Annotated in this window: 13 protein-coding genes; 7 read left to right on the top strand and 6 right to left on the bottom strand. The window is 43.5% G+C overall.

Annotated features, from left to right (window positions below; all coding sequences use genetic code 11):
- Window positions 1–266: hypothetical protein (locus tag ACE1CM_RS19870; RefSeq protein ID WP_374879620.1), on the top strand; the 266-nt coding region annotated here is incomplete at its 5' end.
- A gap of 277 nt (window positions 267–543) precedes the next feature.
- Here ACE1CM_RS19870 and ACE1CM_RS19865 read toward each other — a convergent pair.
- From ACE1CM_RS19865 to ACE1CM_RS19855, 3 genes are all read right to left on the bottom strand, one after another.
- A complete protein-coding gene (locus ACE1CM_RS19865; RefSeq protein WP_374879618.1) occupies window positions 544–1,248 on the bottom strand; it encodes a hypothetical protein in 705 nt (234 codons plus the stop codon).
- Between the two features lie 45 nt (window positions 1,249–1,293).
- Complete coding sequence (locus ACE1CM_RS19860; RefSeq protein WP_374879616.1) at window positions 1,294–1,632, bottom strand: DUF433 domain-containing protein; 339 nt, start codon at window positions 1,630–1,632, stop codon at window positions 1,294–1,296.
- A 266-nt stretch (window positions 1,633–1,898) separates the two neighbouring features.
- A complete protein-coding gene (locus ACE1CM_RS19855; RefSeq protein WP_374879614.1) occupies window positions 1,899–2,180 on the bottom strand; it encodes a hypothetical protein in 282 nt (93 codons plus the stop codon).
- Here ACE1CM_RS19855 and ACE1CM_RS19850 point away from each other — a divergent pair.
- The 4 genes from ACE1CM_RS19850 to ACE1CM_RS19835 all read left to right on the top strand — a co-directional run bounded on the left by ACE1CM_RS19850 (window position 2,170) and on the right by ACE1CM_RS19835 (window position 5,969).
- Window positions 2,170–3,072 carry a hypothetical protein gene (locus ACE1CM_RS19850; protein WP_374879612.1) on the top strand — a complete coding sequence of 301 codons (903 nt, stop codon included), beginning with the start codon at window positions 2,170–2,172 and terminating at the stop codon, window positions 3,070–3,072. The two genes, ACE1CM_RS19855 and ACE1CM_RS19850, sit on opposite strands and share 11 nt — an antisense overlap.
- Before the next feature lie 499 nt (window positions 3,073–3,571).
- The gene (locus tag ACE1CM_RS19845) at window positions 3,572–4,243 is read left to right on the top strand and encodes a hypothetical protein (RefSeq protein WP_374879610.1); all 672 of its coding nucleotides are present in this window, start codon (window positions 3,572–3,574) and stop codon (window positions 4,241–4,243) included.
- 25 nt (window positions 4,244–4,268) lie between these two features.
- The gene (locus tag ACE1CM_RS19840; protein WP_374879608.1) at window positions 4,269–4,706 is read left to right on the top strand and encodes a hypothetical protein; all 438 of its coding nucleotides are present in this window, start codon (window positions 4,269–4,271) and stop codon (window positions 4,704–4,706) included.
- Between the two features lie 456 nt (window positions 4,707–5,162).
- Complete coding sequence (locus ACE1CM_RS19835) at window positions 5,163–5,969, top strand: sucrose-phosphate phosphatase (protein ID WP_374879606.1); 807 nt, start codon at window positions 5,163–5,165, stop codon at window positions 5,967–5,969.
- A 24-nt stretch (window positions 5,970–5,993) separates the two neighbouring features.
- Here ACE1CM_RS19835 and ACE1CM_RS19830 read toward each other — a convergent pair whose 3' ends face one another.
- Window positions 5,994–6,419, bottom strand: a complete 426-nt coding sequence (locus ACE1CM_RS19830) for a WD40 repeat domain-containing protein (protein WP_374879605.1) — start codon at window positions 6,417–6,419, stop codon at window positions 5,994–5,996.
- Window positions 6,403–9,144: a hypothetical protein gene (locus ACE1CM_RS19825; protein ID WP_374879603.1), complete on the bottom strand. Its 2,742-nt coding sequence runs from the start codon at window positions 9,142–9,144 to the stop codon at window positions 6,403–6,405. Before ACE1CM_RS19825 ends, ACE1CM_RS19830 begins: the two co-directional genes overlap by 17 nt.
- Window positions 9,145–9,326: 182 nt before the next feature.
- On the opposite strand from ACE1CM_RS19825, the gene ACE1CM_RS19820 reads away from it, so the two are divergent.
- On the top strand, window positions 9,327–9,599 hold the full coding sequence (locus ACE1CM_RS19820; protein WP_374879601.1) for a hypothetical protein: 273 nt from the start codon (window positions 9,327–9,329) through the stop codon (window positions 9,597–9,599).
- A 1,033-nt stretch (window positions 9,600–10,632) separates the two neighbouring features.
- Here ACE1CM_RS19820 and ACE1CM_RS19815 read toward each other — a convergent pair.
- Window positions 10,633–13,422 carry an NACHT domain-containing protein gene (locus ACE1CM_RS19815; RefSeq protein WP_374879599.1) on the bottom strand — a complete coding sequence of 930 codons (2,790 nt, stop codon included), beginning with the start codon at window positions 13,420–13,422 and terminating at the stop codon, window positions 10,633–10,635.
- Between the two features lie 117 nt (window positions 13,423–13,539).
- Between ACE1CM_RS19815 and ACE1CM_RS19810 the strand changes: the two genes are divergently transcribed.
- Entirely contained in the window at window positions 13,540–13,761 is a 222-nt protein-coding gene (locus ACE1CM_RS19810; protein ID WP_374879597.1) for a hypothetical protein, read from the top strand.
- Window positions 13,762–14,066: the final 305 nt, after the last annotated feature.

Below are 14,066 nucleotides of genomic sequence, written 5' to 3'. Positions count from 1 at the left end.
TCGCACGTTCCGAAAGATTGAGAATGAGAGAATTAACCCAACAAGGAATTCGCCAGACCAAATTTTTAAGACTCTATTGCACCTACACCGTTGCAGGTGCTGAAGAAACCAAAACAACCGACTTTGTAGAAAAGCTCATGCAAGGGCAGAAAACTTGGCATCAGTTTACCGGACAAATCCACGCCGTGAGATTTCAACGCATCGAAACCATCCTTAAATATAGCTTCCATACCCTTCAATCCCAGGTGGCCTTACTTCAGCAATGAAGTCCCCGGTTTAATGCCCCTAGTCAAAACAGCAACCGGAATTGCTGATAGTCGTAACCCATCTTTTTTTCCTAAAGTAAACTCCAAATTTGTTAATAAAATAACATCTACTAGAGCAAGATAGATTCTCCTTAGAAATCAGCCCTGATTCCAACTCGCTATAGCTGAGTGACAGCAGGTAGCAGTTCATTTAGAGGCATATCGCTATTCGTAAAAGATTTAAATCATAATTCCAGCTTAGATCGCCGTCTCACCGAACATTGCTATTTTTTATTATTTATGCGTAGCTTCTTATCTCTTTAAAATAATCAGGAAAGGTATAAATGCCGTTTACTTGAATCCAATAACCCTGCCTTCCATCAGGAGATTGATAACTTCTACTTAAACCAATTCTTAGATAGGCTTCCTTCTGAGATTTGATGTATTGATTGAGGCGATCAAGGTCATCATCTTTGTGATGCTTCATTGCACAATCATAAAAACCTAAGTCAGTTATAGGCATATAGTTAAACCACCGATTTGACCGCTCGCAGAACCTCAGCTTTATTTGGCCTGGTTTATAGCTATCTTCTGCAATAGTTATAGTTATAGGATGAACTTTCAGCGTAATAATTGAACGATTGAGATCGTGTTTGATTGGGATATGCTTCTGATTTCGCTCCAGTTCAATGTTAAATCCCTCTTCTATGCTATTTACTAGACCATACTCAAGTGCTTTCTTAAATTCATCTAAAGAGCAAGAACCATGAAAAGATAGATTTTGATAGTTCCTATCTTCTTGATGGGGACCTTCTAGTTGTAGACGCTTAGTAAAGTTGCCACTAAGTATTGTTCCAGGGAGAACATGAAGCTTCTCACATTCAGCAATACTTAAATAGGGAAGAGGTCTTATGCACTTGCCAGTTTCTATATCAATCCCAGCTATGCAGACTTTATCAGGATTTGAAAACCGAGTTAAATCAGTAACAATTATCTTTCCCATTGCTTATTTCCTTGTTGTTATCAAAGTTTTCGTCAGCCAGCAGTTTCAACATACTTCCCGTTCTGCTTTGCGGGCTAGCAATCGAGCGCGCAAACCTTGCGGGTCAAACTTTGCCCGGTTCATTTGGCGAACTGCTGGCGCTTGTTGCTGATGCTGTTGCAAATATGCTTCCACCTCCTGCTGATGGTTGAAGTGGAAGGCAATTGTGGCGTATATATCAGCCAGCTTCAGCGACGGATAGCGATCGCCAATTTCTTCTGCTGTTGCTCCTTGCTTGAAGACGGCAACAACAGTGTCTAATGTGACACGGGTTTCTCCGACGCGAACTACGCCATCAGCGTCAGTTTTTAGTCGTGCGACCTCAGCTACGATCCCCAGTGCCATAAGCAAATTGTCTTGTTTGTCTCAATAGTAGCAACCTCATGAAGCGATCGCCCTTTGCAGCCCCGCACGGGATCAGATTTTGAGTCACTTCTAATCTCTCTTGCTCGCCAACGCTTTCCTTCTTTTCCCTTGCACCACGATCATCTATTACCCAACCAAATAAGACGGTTTCTATACTGTTAAATGCCAAATAAAAAAGGTGAGTATTACCCACCAAGATTAAGACAAAATAATTTTGGTGATTTAAATTAGGTTCTTAATTACCACTACTTCAACTGTTTACCAACCCACTTTCCAGCCTGATATACACCATAAGCCGATGCTGCTGTACCCCCTGCTAAGATTGCGCCCATCACTACAGCGCCACCAACAGCCGAAGTGACGACAGCAGTTGCTGCTGCTCCAGCTACATTAGTTCCCATCATTCCTGCAATTGCAGTTGTGGCTCCACCAAGTCCTAGTGATGAAACTGCGGCAGCCATACCTGCATAGCCTGCAAGTGAGCCAGCACCTGCCGCAGCAGCAGAAACAACGGATGTGCCAACCACAGCAGCAGCCGAGTGGATGGGGACATCCCAATTAGTCAGGGGAGGATTTGGCTCTCTCGGACAGTTGAATGGTGGCAAGGAACCCACCGGACGCCATCCCTTTGGCGACGGTTTCAAAGTAGTTGTTGAAAGCGTGGACGAGGCGAAAGGAACTGCAACGCTGGCGATGTATTTCCGCATCTGTCAGCGGGGGATGCCAGATTTGGGATGCAGCCCCTATTTTCTCGGCCCTTTGCCTTTAATGGTGGTTAAAGAAAAGCAACCCATTTTTGTTGGAAATGCCACTATTGAATCGACACCGCAAACAATTAAACCGAACGAAACAGAACCACCTCAAACTGCCATAAATCCTACAACTCAACCAACCGATTCACGGCTTTCCCAACCGACTACGGAGGCAGTTAGAGGCATCAATATTAACCAATTTTCCCAAGCCATTGAAGCTGTTGAAAGTACGGCGGGTCGGCTTCCGGGGGATGGGGGTGCGGTTGGCTCGATTCAGTGTCAGTCCTCTTGTGCAGCGCCTTTGGGTCGCTTTGGGTTGAGGAGCGATCGCACAGATGTACAAGCTGTCCTCAACCAAACCCCAGGAGGACAAGAAATCCTGTCAAAAATTGCCAACAAAGAAACCGTCGCAAAAGAAGCGCTACTCGCAGCCTTTCCCCTGGCTCAACAACGTCAAATCTGGGAATTAGACATCAAAAAGATCGTCGAACAAGCCGAACAAAACTTATCGGGAACACCCTTACTCGAACGAGTCGGTCAAATCTTTTTCGGTGGCAAAGCCATTCCTATCAACGCACAAATTTCTAACGTGCAAGGGACAAGGGTGCAAGAATACGGTCGTCAGATAGCAGAGCCATACCTCAAAATCAATTTAACAGGTGGTTAACGCCCCGTGCTACTTCGCATTCCACGCAAAAACTTGGTTATTCTTTTGGGAATCCTTCTCACACCAATAGCCCTGTTATTCTGGCTCAAAACTCGGTCGGATTCCCCGACCCAATGGCAGGAAAGTACTGCCTTTCCCGAATTAATCGAGCAAGCGATTCAAGAAAACTACTCAAATCCAACCTGAGCTGATACATCCAAAATCAAACTCCTAAAAATTCAAGCCAAAAATCAAAAACAACCCATCTTTTTCATCGCCTTTCCTTCAGAACTATGTGGCATCGGTGGATGCCTCGTGGCTGGCTACATTAGCAATAACCAAGAGCAAATGATTATTTTTGGCATGGACAGAGAACGCCGGGATGCAGTTGGCCCCCTGCTGTGCAGCGTCCTACACATGATTGTAGATCGCAACATTGCTAAGAAACGCCTTGACCCTTTAATTGTGGTGTTGGATGAATTAGTCAGCCTATTTCTGCCGGATTTATTCAAATGGTTGAATGAGTCTCAACTTTTTACCACAAGGGGGGACGCTTGTGCATGGCAACGAACTTCTTGCCTCAATTGTGCCAAATTACCCAACATTCAGCACCTACGGTGCATCACAACATACAATCGATCTAGTGCTGAGCGTAATTGTAAGGGAGTCTGTAAATTTACCCATTGATTGGACACCACCCTCTGGCATCCAAAAAGCAGTAGATGTATTTGTTGGCTATCTTTTGTTAGATGCGTGGATTGGTAACGGAGACCGTCACCATGAAAACTGGGGGATTGTCCGAATGAAAACAGCATCGACTTCAGAAGAAACCGAACACCTAGCACCTACTTACGACCATGCTTCAAGTTTAGGACGCGACCTCTCTGACGCTCAAAGGCAGAAACGCTCAGTTCTGGCTTATGCGAACAAATGTTTTTCAGCGTTTTATGGCAGTGTTAATGATAGAAAGACTCTTAAAACTTTTGATGCGTTCTCACTCGTTGCTCAACGCTATCCCGAAGCAGCTTCTGTGTGGTTGGCGCGGCTTGAAAATATTTCAAAAGCCAATATATTAGATATTTTTAATCGCATTAATCCCTCGCGCATCTCTCCCGAAGCCAGCAATTTTGCTCAAGAAATTCTGGAAATCAACAAACACAGGCTACTTAACTTGAGGGAAACACTACCTTGAAGACACCAAAAACACTATTTTTAGCTTGGCAAGACCCCAGCCGCTATTTCCGATTGGTCGGTTAACATTTGATGGTGGTATCTATCAATTTGTCTATAGGCAAGGTGTAAAAGAAGCCCAAGAGAAATGTGCTTTTAAACCTTTGTCTTCGTTTCCGCGCTTAGATGAAATCTATACATCAACTCAGTTATTTCCAGTGTTTGCTAATCGGTTAATGTCGCGAGCGCGTCCTGATTATTCAAGTTTTATTGAATGGCTCAATATTCCCAACAATGAAAATGACCCAATGGCAATTTTAGCCCGCAGTGGTGGCTCACGAGAAACAGATACACTCGCCGTTTTTCCTTGTCCAGAAGTTGACGAACAAGGACAGTACCATCTCTACTTTTTATCCCATGCTCTGCGACATTTGCCAAGCAGTGCAATTGAGCGGATTAATCAGTTTGATCCAAATTATGGTTAGCTCACGAATTTCAAAATCCCTACGACGAGCAAGCTCTAATTTTAAACACTGAAGATCGCTACATTGTCGGCTATTGTCCGCGATATTTGCTAGCAGAAATTTTTGATTTGCTTCGACAAAATTATAACTTAGAGGTGAGGGTAGAGCGTGTCAATAAACCTCCAACTCCACTTGAGTTTCGCCTATTATGTAAAATGAGTATCGATGCTCTAGATGATTTTCGTCCCTTCTCAAGTCGTCAATATCAACCCCTGATTGCAGAGATGGCGGTGAAATCCCCGTAAAGTAGTTAGTTTGGCGCGATTAGGGGATAGAGCGTACGCATTTGATCGCTCATCCTTGGACTTCCAAGGGCAGCGTCTAGTGAAGGAGAATCGCTTTTTGTGGAGGGGGGGGGAGCGTACGCACCCAACATTCTGAGCAAGTTCGCATCGATTACACTAAAGGTGAGTAATTATGAATCCATTTTTGTTCGTGACCGATTTAGACTATACACTCGTAGGTGATGACGATGCTTTAGGAAAAATAAATCGGAAGTTAGAGCAGCACCGAAAGGAATTTGGCACAAAAATAGTTTATGCAACAGGGCGATCGCAGATCCTATATAAGCGGTTAACAGAAGAACAATCGCTTCTCGAACCTGATGCACTCATTACAGCGGTAGGAACTGAAATCTACTTTGATTCTCATGATGAAACTCCTGACTCAGAATGGTCAGAAAAGCTATCTAGTGGATGGAATCGTGACCTTGTCGAAATTGCCGCAAATTTTGCTCAATTAGTTCCTCAGCAAGAGTCTGAACAACGTCCATTCAAAGTAAGCTACCTCATCCCTGAAGAAACTGCTGTAAAAGTTTTACCCCAACTTAAATCTGCACTGGAAAACTCGAGTTTGAAATTCAATTTGATTTACAGTGGTAGCAAAGATCTTGACATCCTACCCTTTTATGCAGATAAAGGGTTAGCCGTAAAATTATTACAACAGAAGTGGGGCATTAATTCATATTCAACTGTTGTATGCGGTGATTCTGGAAACGATATAGCACTATTTAATGAAGAACGGGGAATTATTGTAGGCAACGCTCGTCCAGAACTACTTGAATGGTACAAGACAAATTCAACGGACTACCACTATCTTGCCAAAGCTTCTTATGCTGCTGGTATTTTAGAAGGCTTGCAATACTTTAATTTTCTTTACAAAACCATTTGGCAATTAAATATTCAAGTAAATATTCACTTGCTCAAGTGCATTAGTTTCCTCTGAGAAACGGCTAGATTCGGATCTTCCTCAATCACTCACTGCGCCCAAAGCTTTGAGTGTAGACTTCTGAGCATCGGTTAAATTCTTAACACCAGCAATTTTCATGCCTTGATAAGGTTTACTATCAGGTTCTATTGTGTCAATACATTTACCTGTAAAGAGATCCCAGATTTTGATTGTCTGATCTTGACTGCTGCTGACAATAATTCCACCTTTAGGACTAAACATCACAGATTCCACCGCACCTTCATGCCCTTTTAAGGTACGAAAACATTTCTTGTCTTCTATACTCCATAACCGAATGTTTTTATCGTGTCCACTACTCGCAAAAATTAGACCTTCTGGATGAATCGCTACAGTCAATATTCTATCTTTATGTTCGTCAAAAGTATGAAGACATTCTTTTGTTTTGAGGTGCCAAATTTTCAGTTTATTATCAAAGGTAATTACCATCTGGACTAAAAGTAATCGAATGAACTTGGTTATCATGCTCTCCTAAAATATCAATGCGATTTGTCTTGTAATTCCACAACCGAATAGTTTTATCCAGACTACTGCTAGCAATTAAATCGTCATTAGGACTAAAGGCTAGTGATAATATCCGGCGATTATGTCCCCCAGAATTTTGCTCTAAAGCCTTAATGACTTTATGAGTAGAGACATCCCATAAAATAACCTTGTAATCGTTACCACCACTGGCTAATTTTTTTCCATCCTGGCTAAAAGCCACTATTCTTACTCTATCAGTATGTTGTTTCAAAGTATACTCTTCTTGCCATTTCCCATTTTTAAGTCGCCACAGCTTTATTGTATTATCCTCACTGGCACTAGCTAGCATATTTCCGTCTGGGCTAAAAACTACTGACCAAACCCAATCAGTATGTCCTGAGAGTGTTTTTAGCGAACTTCTAACACATTTACCATTTTGAATATCCCAAAGACGAATTTTATTATCTTCACTTCCAGTTACTAATATTTGACCATTCTGACTAAATGCTGCCGACCAAATTCTATTGGTATATCCTTGTATAGTTTTTTGGCATTTTCTATTATTTACATCCCAAATCTTAATAGCACAATCGTCGCCACCACTAATAAGTAAATTAGATTCTTGGTTTTGGGAGTTAGGAAAAAAGGCGACAGAGCGTAACTGATTCTTGTGTCCGTCTTTAGATGTACCTAGTATCTTTAGACGTTTACCATCGTCAATACTCCACAAACTGATATTATGATGCTCATCAATCCCAGCAGGACTATTGTCGCAACTGCCACTAGCGAGAATTTTAGCATCTGGACTAAAAGCAACTGTCCACACTTGTTTTACATCGTCATGCTTCAGAGTTTTGAAAGATCGATCGCTATCCACATTCCATAGTCGAATCGAACCGTCTTCACTCCCACTAGCAATAGTGATATCATCGGGACTAAATGCAACACAACGTACTGCCGCTTGATGTTCCCTCCACTCCCTTAAAGGTTGAGGACGGTCAATATTACTAATATCCCACAATCTTACAGTTCTATCTTGGCTGCCGCTAACTAAAGTATTGCAGTTACTAAAAGCAACAGAATATACTTGCTTGACTTTTGAGATGAAGCTGATACGCCGAATTGTACTCGTATCCCATAGAGCAATACCATCATCTCCCGCAATTGCCAAAATATTACCATCAAAACTGAAGGCAACTGAATAAACGCATTGCTCGACTTGGATGTCCTTACGTTTTTCTCCAGATTCTACATTCCATAACTGTACAATTTTATTTTCTCCTCCAATAGCTATAATTTTTCCATCTGGACTGAAAGCTACTGCCCAAACTTGATTGCTGTGGTTTTCTTGGTTGCTAAATATCTTGATTTGCTTGGAATTACGAGTTTCCCACAATCTGACATTACCATTCGCTTCTCCTGTGACAAAATAGTTCCCATCACGGCTAAAACAAATTGAACGAACGCCACTCAAATCTTCAGCAAAATTCGAGCTATACAAATCTGAATTGCTCAAATTAACTTCAGGCAAATATGCATCTTTTAATTCAGCATTCCAAACAGGTATCTCCGACAAATCATAGCCTCTTAAATCTGTTTCTATCAGTCCAAATAGAAATATATTAATAATGTTGCCTCCCAGATAGCCATATTTTGGCTTTTGTATACGCCAATTATCAAGCATGAATTTTAGACTATCTTCAATCGGTTTTTGACCGCCTAATTTTTCTGGTTTTAGGAGTCGATCTACAATCGGTTTCAGGATGCGACACTTTTGCAGATCTTTAATGTAGTCCTTAGACTGAGCTTGAAGTAGAGGATATTCATTAAGTAGTCTTGGACTTCGAACGCAAATTTCAATGACAATCTCGTTGATAAGTTTTTTGGTAACATAATCTACGACCATAGGTATCTGGCTATAAGAGCCAGAATTACTTTTCTTAATCAGAGACAGATGTTCTAACTTATTAGTATTAACTTGGCAAAGCAGGACAAATTCAATTTCTTCTATTTTCATTGGATCATTTGCAATAGCCAGCAAGTACATAATCTGCTGTTCCCGGTTATTTAGTTCATCAAACTGTCGGTCTAACAGTTGCTCAATCTCTTCTAAAACGGAATTGCTGCCCTGCTTCAACTCCCTGCAAACATAATTTGAAATATCATCGTTGTATCTCTCATGAATTCGTTTAGCCACAATTTCTATTGCTTTTAGATTGCCTCCATAGTGAGCGACTAGAATTTCCCAATCATCTTCAGCATCTGGATAAGTATATAGAGATAGAGATTTGACTTGAGACAAATAACTTTTTATCTCTTCAACTTTTAAGCCTTCAACCTGTAAATTCTCATACAATGGATAAATGTCATCGTGAAGGGGCGATCGCTCCTGCTGAACTAACGCATCAACAGGATCTTTCACGCTCTCCGCAGGCAGATTTGACAGTGAACTCGGTGGTTTGCGTTTCTGCCGCTCCTCTAAATAGCGCCGTAACTCCCTTTCCTTAACCGGACCCGGATCGTTGATTCCAAACTTTTTGTAAACCCTTGTTAGCCGGTTCCTAACAGCGCTTTCAGTTGTCTCAAGCTCATTGGCAATTTGAACCTTATTTTTATCTTGACCAAATAGCAGCAAAAAAACAGCTATCTCCGGGTCACTCAGCTTTTTTGTGCGAGCGATTTCGGTCAAGAAGTCATGAGGAAAGGACATTACGGGCAAATTGGCGAAGGCTACACAGATAGTTTAGCTACTTTTTTTTTCCGGAGCAAGCTTAAGTCAGGCTAAATCAGCCTAAGTCAGCTAAGTAAGCTTAACTAACTCTAAAATCCAATTGCTGCAATGGATTTAAGCATTCAAAAAAGGTTCTCCTAATGTCTAAATCCAACAAAAAGAAATGGCTCAAAGTCATCGAGTTTGCTGTGGTGGGCGTCGCCACCTGGCTCAATCCCCACGCGGGATTTCTGCTCTTTCTGCTCCGGCAGTGCTTTCAAATCCTGGCTGCGTTGCAGAAAGATGATCCGAGTGAAACAGACAAGGGCGAACGGACAACCCGGTGTTGGCGCGATCGCCAGCGCTCGTATCGACGGGGAGCCATCACGGGGCGATCGCTTCCTCATACTCCAGTTAAGTCCACCAAGCAGTAAAAGTTAAGTTAGTCTGATGATTCGTGGATGCTAAAACAGGAAATTGAGGAGACATTGTTGTTGCCGAGTGCCGAAATCAAAAAGCTAAAATCTGAAAAATGAGTGGATGCGATCGCTACTCAAACTATCGAGCGATCGCTGCTCAGGAATCCCTGCAAGGTAAGTTGATCCGGGTTGTGCGCCCTGCAAGTTGAAACAGCTAGCCGAAATCGAAAAGCTCTTTCGTGAAACAGCAGAGTAGGGCAACTCTCTTGTAGAAAGGCTGGGTCAGCACAGGCAAAATCGATCGCGATCGCAACTCAACCAGTAGAATAAACAACATTCAAACAAAACTTATGTAACTATTGAGGGTAATCACGGTGTAACTCTGGGCATGTTGCAAAAACTTTGACGCTCGCGATCGCTTGACCTGAAACTAAAGTAGAGACTTCGCCGATCACCATATTTCAATCTGTCGGCAGCAGTAAACGGTGGCTGCATCGCAATTCGTCTCCATTGATAAAAATTAAGCCACCGCCAACAGAAGAGGAAAGTTCTCGATCAATGGCAAAGTCAAAGTTACACCGGGGTTTCCAAGTCACATCGTTTTCTGAATCAGATTTCCAATAACCTATGGTACTTTTATAATTTTTTGGCTCGTTCCAATCAACCCATGAGGGTTCGTCAAACTGCTTTTCCCACTCACTGTTTCAATGGTTCAGCGAGGGCAAACTACTGATTTTCCTCAAGCGACTCGATACGGAAATTACCTGACATCTTCGCCCTCGTAATGGGGGAAATCAATCTGCTGAAACTGTGATATTGCTATAGGGGTTGAGGAAAGCCGATGCGACTGATATGATGTCCGTTGAATTGCCCATAATAAAAAAACCTCACAGAATCGTTGCGTAGGGACACGGCATCATAGATATCTCGGACAAACAATGGACGTTAATCGTGCCGTGTCCCGGCGTCTGATTATGGGTAATCGACCGGACATGATATGACGACCAATCCGCTGACTTGTGGGAAGGGCGTTCATCATAATCTGCTTTCAGACTTGCCTGCCAAAACCAAAAATCCCCGTTAGATCCTCCCGCAACCAAGAGTAAGCCAAAGCCGTAGCAGGACTGTGACCAAAAAAATGGTCGGAAAAATTACCGTTGTAAGGCACATATCTTATCCATACAGCTGCATTCGGACGTAACAAGCTTAGTTGTCTGGAAGCAAAATCCATCCGCTCTCTGTGAGTTTCAACAAGACGGAGACAATGTTCGTTAATAGCAATCTCAACCTCATTTTGTGCGTTTTCTGGTAATGCTTCTAGGAACCAATCAAAATATGGAGGACTGCCAAAAGGCCCTGGATTGGGAGGAGATGGTGCGATCGCACCGACAAGACGAGCTGGTAACATTGCTGCTATCTGCATTCCCGGAGTTAGTTGCTTAAACCAAGTGTTAACAATTAACTGGTAAGCATCAAGCGCTCCTTTATAAACCTTCTCTGCACGGATACGCAGTCGCTCAAGGCTGTACCCTTCCCAAAGCCATTTACCCTGAGTTCGATCGGAACCAGGCCAGGGATTGTACAATGCAGACTCACCCAAACTCTGAAGACGGTTTACCTCTCTTCTGAGTTGCTTGAGATAGTATTCTTGTTCCTTAGTTCTCAAAGAACTGCCTATATCGGGCAAGATAACGTAGCAATTCAACTTAGCTTTTACTTCAATTTCCGATAGCGTTTCCTCAATGTGGGTTAGGGGAATTTCGTCAAGTTCCCACGACTTGAGTTTGGTCAACTTGGAATTGGGTCGATATTCGACAATGGCAAGTGCTGCTCGCCACGCAGCTTCGCGAATGAGTATTTCGCTATCAACTAACAATGTAGTGGATTCGAGTTTTCGTGAAAGGTTTTTGACCAGTTTATCGAGTGTCCAACGCCAAGCCCAAGCTGACTCATGTCCGGGTCGGGAACTCCTGCCGCTAGTCCATTTGTACCATTCCCGCGAGTCAGGGCACTTCCAATCCAAGGGCAAATTGACTATATTTTGTAAATTCTCACTACCTTCATACCAGGCTGCTTCTAGCCACGCACCATCTGTCCGCACACCAATGGGTTTAACTGTACCATCTTGCCGGATTGGAGCGATGAGTTGAGCCAGCGAACCAATTCCCTCGATCCAAGCTGGCATTACTGTTTGAATTTGCTGTCCGCACTGGCGGGGCGATGGCAGCGATACCTCTTCATTTCCCCGACGTGTAGTTCCCTCGCGCACAATTTCGGCAGCAAATGCCGGGTATTTTTTCGCGATCGGCACTAAAAGTTTTGATACTAGCTCGTGACCAAAAGTTGCTGTAGCAATGGTCAGAGGATATCGCCAATTCTCCAGTTGCCGAGGATCGCTGACAAAATTTTCTACCTTCGATGGGTCGTCTGCTAAGCTTTGCGCTGCAAACCACTCAGTTAAGATTGGCAAAGGGAAAGAAATTATTCCTCTAGAACGCTCAACAACTAATCTGGAATCTAAAAGTGGCTTGAGAGCATCTAGTGTAGGTGCAACATCAGTAGCGCGAATCCGATCGCCTCCAGACTCGATGGACAGCATTGCCAGTCGTTTCAGCAGTTGGTCGCAATTACTGCGGTCTGCATTTACTTGTTCGAGTGCGTCTTCAACCAGCCACGATAATAACTTTCCAGTTGAGCGCGGAGCTTTTTGATCCGCCCTCCGCAGATACCTCGCTACAATTAGTGCAAACAGAGGGCGGCGAATAGCATCTCTGATAGCTTCAGTCCAACGCGAACAGATCATCGCAGTCATTTGCAGCTTGGAGACTCTTTCGATCAGAGCATAGGCTTGCACTTCAGACAACAAAGGGACTAGGATTTTCCCTTGAACATCATCGGTGTATCGGGTTGGCCTGCTGGTGATGATTACAGTCGTGTTGTCCCATTCCTCAACGAGACGATGAGCTTCGCTGAGAACTTGACTGGCAAGTCTGGTTTCTACTTCATCGAGTCCGTCAAGAATCACGATCGCACCTTGAGTTCTGGGATTGCCCAAACCATCGGCAGCAGCTTCTACTGCTTTTTTCAGGCGTCTTTCCTGCCGCCATTGCCACGATTCCAGGTAGACAGGTATAGCAGTATTTGTACTTTCCTGTGCTTGTTGGATTGCTTGCTGAAAGAGACGTTGTGCAATCAATGTTTTGCCGATGCCCAATTCTCCAACCACAAGACTCACTTTTCCAGGGTCAAGTCTCAGCAGGTTGGAGGGAGGCGATCCAATTGAAAGGTCATCAGCAAGACTTACAGCTTCCTCTTTGCTGGAGACAGCAATCCGAAAGCGCTCTATGCACCATGCTCTGGATTCTCGCTTCAGTTCCTCTAAACGAATCAGGCGATCGTATTGAGCCGCAATATCAACCCGATGTCCTGCCTCTATATCGTCTGAAGGAGAAGATGCGATCGCCTTCTCACCATCAACTGCATCAGATACCTGTATTTTGTATCCTCTTTGTTCCAACCATTCAGGAATATCCCGCCAATTTTTTAGTGTATTGGGTGGTCGTTCGGTCAGTTGTTCGACATATCGATATATTGTGCTACACAGGTCAGCTTCCACTCCTCTAGCACTTTTATGTAGCTTTTTAGCCATTTCAGCCGGACTATAGTCACAGAGTAATCCACGCAGATGTTTCTTTTCTGTCTCTGTGAGTCCCCGTCTCTTGTGAGGCGCAAAGTCCCGCTTGGCAACGGTTAAGTCTTTGTACAACCTCTGTAGTTCCCAATTTTTTGCAGCATCCGTGAATAACCCTTCAGATGAATCTGGAGTGCGTGCCATCATTACAACACGAGCGAGTCCCTAACAGAGAATCCTAACAAACTTCCTAACCTTTGTTTGGCAGCGACCAGCTATGGGGCTGGAAAGCTATAGATGTAGTGATTCAAACGTCTAAAGGATATGACGAAACAGCAATCCAACCATCAACAACTGTCTCTTTGCATAGACAAGCCAATCTCCACCTTGATCAAAGATCTCAAAGTATCTCGCCATCCACTCGTTATCGATGCTACCAACAAACTTGAAGAAGCCCTACGCCTCTTGCAATATATCCAGGATGCTGGGGTAGTCAAATCGGCGAAAGCAAAAACAGCTATCTACGAACTCCTGACCAAGGTTTAACGAAATTCGCGCTCTCTAGTGGGGTTGCATCTTGCCAGCCCCACTTAACATCAAACCACACCTAAATAATCCGGGACTCTGGTAGCCCCGTCTTTTTAAAGCGGGGCGGAAAGAGGACACGAGCGAATTTATTCGCCATCTTTGATTGACTTGTGCTGCGATCATCTGATAATCTCTTGTCAGAAACGCCAGAGAAACCGGGTTTGGACACTCCTGTGCCACAAACATACTTGATAACGCACGGTTGAAAGTACTGGCGTGAGTCAAGAAAGCCTAACCAGGACAAGCTTTTATGTTGGGTGTTG

The sequence above is a fragment of the Microseira sp. BLCC-F43 genome (assembly GCF_041929235.1).
Lineage (GTDB): Bacteria > Cyanobacteriota > Cyanobacteriia > Cyanobacteriales > Aerosakkonemataceae > Microseira.
Note: the sequence above shows the minus strand (reverse complement) of the source record. Positions and strands in the feature narration are given on the sequence as shown.